This is a genomic window from Micromonospora sp. NPDC048930 (assembly GCF_043197935.1).
Lineage (GTDB): Bacteria > Actinomycetota > Actinomycetes > Mycobacteriales > Micromonosporaceae > Micromonospora.
The window spans coordinates 1-5135 of sequence record NZ_JBICUB010000042.1; the positions used below are offsets into that span (position 1 = coordinate 1).

Consider the following 5135-nt stretch of genomic DNA (forward strand, 5'->3'; position numbering starts at 1 on the left):
CATGGCGAGGTCGAGGGGTGCCTCGCAGCGGGTGTCCGGCAGGTAGGCGGCGTAGTCCTCCGCCACGGTGTCGTAGGCCCGTTGCACCCCGCGGACGTCGAGCGGATCCGGTGGAGAGGAGATCACCGGGAGGATTATGCCCGCAGGAAGGTCTTGGCCCGGCCCGTCAACGTCCTGTTTTGCCGCACTGCGCGTGCTCATGCCGATGAGCGGTCGTTGTGACATGGGCATCCCGCGTGCCTGAGTCGGGTGCACGTGCTGTGTGAGTAGGACCTGGGTGCGGGGCCGATCGCGCCTGGCAATCTGAGGGACCTCCGAAAGAGGAGACCCGAACTACGCTGAGCCCGGCTCGGTGCCTGGTCTCAGGCGCATCCACCCTTCCGCGCGCGAATTCGGAGGCACCTTGAAGCTCTTGCTTACATCAGGTGGCGTCACGAACCCCAGCATCCACTCGGCGCTCGTGCAGCTTCTCGGCAAGCCGATCGGCGACGCCAATGCCCTCTGCATTCCCACAGCAGGGTACGGGCATCCCATGTGCACCCCCGCCTCGGCCTGGCGTTTCATCGCCGGCCGGAGCCCGTCACCCATGTGCGACCTGGGCTGGAAGTCGTTGGGCGTGCTGGAACTCACCGCGCTGCCCACCATCGGCGCGGAGCGATGGGTCCCCTGGATCCGGGAGGCCGACGTGCTCCTGGTCGACGGCGGCGACGCGACGTATCTGTGTCATTGGATGCGAGCGTCCGGGCTGGCCGATCTGCTGCCTTCGCTGCCCGACATGGTGTGGGTGGGCGTGAGTGCGGGAAGCATGGTGATGACGCCCCGGATCGGAAGGGACTTCGTCGAGTGGCCGTCCGCGCCGGACGACCGCACCCTGGGAGTCGTCGACTTCTCGATCTTCCCGCACCTGGACGCTTTCCCAGAGAACACCCTCGCTGACGCGGAGCGGTGGGCCGCTGACCTCGGCGTCCCGGCCTATGCCATCGACGAACAGACGGCCATCAAGGTCGTCGACGGCTCCGTCGAGGTGGTCTCCGAAGGGCAATGGACGAAGTTCGGGTGAGGCCCCGGCGGCCATCCGGATCTGCCGAGAAGAGGTAGGGCCGGTGACTGGCCGCAGGCTCGATCGCTGGATCCGGGTGGTACACCAGGAAACTGCGAACCTACGCTCACCAGGCGAAGATCGAGAACTCTGGGGTGTGCTGTGAGTCGGGTTGGTGTTGTCAGCCGCGCTGTCGTGGCAGCCGCGTTGGGGCTGTGCATTGGCGGCTGTGGCCGGTTGGGCGACGTCGTATCAGGGTACCCCGCCCGCGACTGCCACCCGGATCCGAAGACGGTCGCCGCACTGCGTCAGGAGCCGGTGTTGACCCAGGCGCCACCCGGCGCAACCCTGTCGGCGGCGACCGAGACCGTTAGCTGCGGTTGGGTGGATTCCAAGCCCCTCAACCTCGGGATGCTCGATGGAGAGGTCACCGGAGCCGGTGCCGCCGACGAGGTGTCGCGCTTCTACGAAGCCCTCGCCCGTTCCAGCGGCTGGAAGGCGTCCGGCCAGGGCAGCCTCGTCTTTCAGGACATGGCGGGCCGCCACCATGTCTACGACGCCTCGAAGCCGGACGGAACCAACTGCGAATGGGGACTTCAGGTACTCAGCACCGCCGAGGGCGTCTACCACGTGCAGATCACCTACACGCCTCGGGACCTCCGGCCCACCTGCCTCTGACTCTGGGTAAATCCCACTGAACGCTTGCCCGGATAGACCACCGGCTTGGTGAACACGCGATCAACTGTGTCGTATTGATCGTGAAGAACAGCCATCCTCATTTGCCGCGACCGCGCGTCCTAGAGTGCAGCCGGCTGACCACACGATAGGGGCCCACGTATTGGCGCAGCCGAGTTTCTTCGGCCGATCCGGGGCTGTTGAAGCGGCTTGCGGGCTATCGGGAGAGGTACACCTTGATGCTTGTCGGGAAGCGCCCTGCAGCGCCCGCCATGGCGGTCCGCGCCTCGCCGGTCACCGGCACCAGAGTGGTCTGCTTGGGCGGCACGACTATCAGGCCACCGACCGGTACGACCTGAGCGGCCTGCTGGCGCTGGTCTCCCTCGGGAACGGTCCAGATGATGTAGACCAGCCGGACGCTCATTTGTTCGCTGTCGTCATTGCGCAGCGACACGGCGGTGAACCGGCTGTTGCGGTCGAGCACGCGGCCGGATTCGTCCACCGGGGTGACAACGGGCTCGACATGGACGGCTGGGGCCTCGATCGTCTCCGTGGTGAGCGCGGTCACGACCACGTCCTCGGCGAATTGGGCTCCCTCGCCTGTGAAGATCAGCACGTCGACGCCACCGCCCGGTGGGACGACCAGGTTGCCCTGGTCGCTGCCGTAGACAGTGGTGACCTTTACGGCCGGTAGCGGGCTTCGGGTGGCGTCGAGCGCCGTGAACTGCAGCGTCGGGGCAAGCATTTGAGTGCTGTCGTTGTAGATGGTGAGCAGTTGGTTCATGTACCCGTCCCCGGTGGTGGCCGCGAACTCGAACCGCAGCGTGGCGGCGAGGTGAGGGCGAGCGATGAGCCCGCAGCCGGCGAGCAGCAGCGTGGCCAGGAATCCGGCGATCACCTTGAAAGATGCTGGCTCTGCGTGCAGACACCGACGAGGGCGGGTTGCGGTCGAGGTGAGGAGCACCGCAGCAGGCTACGGGAGGCGCGCGAGGCGCTGCTCGGGAAGCTCGACGGGCTGTCGGAGTACGACGTATGGCGCCCGCTCGTGCCGACCGGGACGAACCTGCTCGGGCTCGTCAAGCACGTGGCCTCGGTGACCGCCGGGTATTTCGGCGAGGTGTTCGACCGCCCCTTTCCCGAACCCGTCGCAGGCCTGGACGAAGACGCCGAGCCGAACACGGACATGTGGGCCGCACCCGACGAGTCCCGCGACGACATCATCGGCCTGTGGCACCGAGTCTGGGCACACGCGGACGCCACGATCGAGACGCTCCCGATCGACGCGCCCGGCTCGGTGCGGTGGTGGCAACACACGCCGGTGACGCTGCACCTCATCCTCGTGCACGTGCCCGCCGAGCTGAACCGGCACGCTGGGCACGCCGACATCGTGCGCGAACTGGTCGACGGCCAGGTCGGCTGGCGGCGGCCCGGCGACAACATGGTCGAGGGCGACGAGGCGTGGTGGGCCGCCTATCGCGAACGGCTGGAATCCACCGCACGCGAGTTCGCCTGAGGACGCGATCTTCGCGTAACCCCCGCGGACGTCGTCCAATTCGTCCGAGAAACCGTTCGCATTCTGCCACTGGCCGTCGCAGCCTTAAGCCAAGGTCACATGCACGGATGTGCCGCACTGCGCGCGCCCAGGCCGATGGCGTGGGCACGTCTTTCCGTCCGCCCGCTGAGAGAGGCAACATGGCACTCATGTCCCTGCCCACCCCCACGCTGCACACCGCTCGCCTGCGACTGCGTCCCTTCAACGATGCGGACGCGAACGCCCTCTTCGCGCTGCACAGCAGCGCCTACGTGCTGCGCTACTGGGACGCGCCGCCCTGGACCGAACGTGTGCGCGCCGAGCGGTTCATCACGGCTTGCCGGCAGATGGCAGAGGAGGGCACCGGGGCGCGGCTGGCCGTGGACCGTATTTCCGGCGGGGCGTTCATCGGCTGGTGCAGTCTGACCCGGTGGAATCCGGAGTACCGTAGCGCGGCGCTGGGCTACTGCTTCGACGATGCAGCGTGGGGCCATGGCTACGCGACGGAGGCCGCGCGCGCCCTGCTGCGGTGGGCATTCGACACGCTGGACCTGAATCGCGTCCAGGCCGAGACGGATACGCGTAACGCGGCATCTGCCCGGGTGCTGGAGAAGCTCGGGTTCGTGCGTGAAGGGACGTTGCGGGAAGACTGCGTCGTGCACGGCGAGGTCTCGGACTCCTGGGTGTACGGGCTGATCAGGCGGGAGTGGCGGCCGTCGTCCGAGCCGCTTCCCGCCCGCTGAGTCCTCCTCGCTCGCGAGACGGCGCCCGGCCTCCGGCGCTTCGTTCCGCTCGGTTGATGGCGCCGGCACAGTGCACTCTCAGTGCCGCTTCGGGCGTGCTGGCGTTCATCGCCGTTGGTGACGCACGGTGAGGTATGGCTGCCTTTTCTGCTCCCGCCTCCGGTGTCGTACCTGCCGATCAGCTCGTTTTGGGCGCTGCGGTTCCACCGTCCTGGGCCGCCTCCGTGACCAGACTCGCGTCCATACCGAGTCCGACCTGCGAGTCTTCCTAAGCTGCTGCACCGACCAGGGCATCGACCCCGCTGGCTGCGGCACAGGTGGACATCGAGCGGTACGTGCGCTGGCGGCAGGACGTACGCCGGCACCAGCCCCCGATGTGGACGACCTGCGGGACCGCTGTCATCAAGGGCCGTACGCGTCCGTGGAGCTCGCGCGTTATCTGGGCAGGCCAGGGCAGGCGCTGACCTACAAGGTGGGTGAGCGGGTGTGGCTGGCAGGCGCTCATCCTTCCACGGCGACCGGCGAGCATTCCACCGTCGGGCGCTCGAACTTGGCTCGTTAGGACTGGACCAGCTGACGGGGGCGCTGACCGGATGACCGCACGTCACTCATGCATGGCGGTGAGGCAGGCCGGGCACCGCGCCCGTATTTGAGTCTGATGTCCTTTGATCTGCGGCCACTCTGAACGACGTCCGGACGTATCACCATGAAAGATCTCGTTACATTGGCAGTTCGTGACCTCTTCGGACGTCCGGATCTGCTGCCGGGCGGGCGTCACGATGCGCAACGAGACGTGCGGTGGCGTTCCATGACAGTCGTAGCCGCCGACCGGGTAGGCGTACACGCGACGCGACTGTAATGACGGCGTTTCTGGATGACCCGGTCGCACATGACGAAGCCGTCGGTGTCGGGTTGTCGGCAAACTTGGCCTGTGGCCGCGGTTTTCCGCCAACCTGGCACGGGTGTCCGAGACGGGGGTGTGAGGTTCCCCCCGGGATGTGGACACCGGGTTACGCCGCGATCTGGTGCAGCGTAGTCGGTGTGAGGGCTTCTTCGTAGTCGGCGGGGCTGAGGTAGCCGAGTGCGGAGTGGCGGCGCCGGTGGTTGTAGAAGGCGATCCACCGGAAGACGTCGCGGCGGGCGTCGG

Annotated in this window: 6 protein-coding genes and 1 pseudogene; 5 read left to right on the plus strand and 2 right to left on the minus strand. The window is 67.2% G+C overall.

Annotated elements, in window-relative coordinates; genetic code table 11:
- Positions 1-403 precede the first annotated feature (403 nt).
- Positions 404-1060, plus strand: a complete 657-nt coding sequence (locus tag ACGFI9_RS37820) for a Type 1 glutamine amidotransferase-like domain-containing protein (RefSeq protein WP_393186007.1) — start codon at positions 404-406, stop codon at positions 1058-1060.
- Between the two features lie 174 nt (positions 1061-1234).
- The gene (locus ACGFI9_RS37825; protein WP_393186009.1) at positions 1235-1717 is read left to right on the plus strand and encodes a hypothetical protein; all 483 of its coding nucleotides are present in this window, start codon (positions 1235-1237) and stop codon (positions 1715-1717) included.
- 214 nt (positions 1718-1931) lie between these two features.
- Here the strand turns inward: ACGFI9_RS37825 and ACGFI9_RS37830 are convergent, their stop codons facing one another.
- Complete coding sequence (locus ACGFI9_RS37830) at positions 1932-2612, minus strand: hypothetical protein (protein ID WP_393186011.1); 681 nt, start codon at positions 2610-2612, stop codon at positions 1932-1934.
- A 21-nt stretch (positions 2613-2633) separates the two neighbouring features.
- On the opposite strand from ACGFI9_RS37830, the gene ACGFI9_RS37835 reads away from it, so the two are divergent.
- The 3 genes and pseudogenes from ACGFI9_RS37835 to ACGFI9_RS37845 all read left to right on the plus strand — a co-directional run.
- On the plus strand, positions 2634-3227 hold the full coding sequence (locus ACGFI9_RS37835; RefSeq protein ID WP_393186012.1) for a DinB family protein: 594 nt from the start codon (positions 2634-2636) through the stop codon (positions 3225-3227).
- 188 nt (positions 3228-3415) lie between these two features.
- Positions 3416-3988, plus strand: a complete 573-nt coding sequence (locus tag ACGFI9_RS37840) for a GNAT family N-acetyltransferase (RefSeq protein WP_393186014.1) — start codon at positions 3416-3418, stop codon at positions 3986-3988.
- A gap of 424 nt (positions 3989-4412) precedes the next feature.
- Positions 4413-4585 (plus strand): annotated as a pseudogene (locus ACGFI9_RS37845) (DUF885 family protein); the annotation flags it as partial.
- 413 nt (positions 4586-4998) lie between these two features.
- Here the strand turns inward: ACGFI9_RS37845 and ACGFI9_RS37850 are convergent.
- Positions 4999-5135: integrase core domain-containing protein (locus ACGFI9_RS37850; protein WP_393186016.1), on the minus strand; the 137-nt coding region annotated here is incomplete at its 5' end.

What these genes read in the sequence shown, in the direction of transcription:
- ACGFI9_RS37840 (WP_393186014.1), top strand. Translation starts at nt 3,416, where the DNA reads ATGTCCCTGCCCACCCCCACGCTGCACACCGCTCGCCTGCGACTGCGT.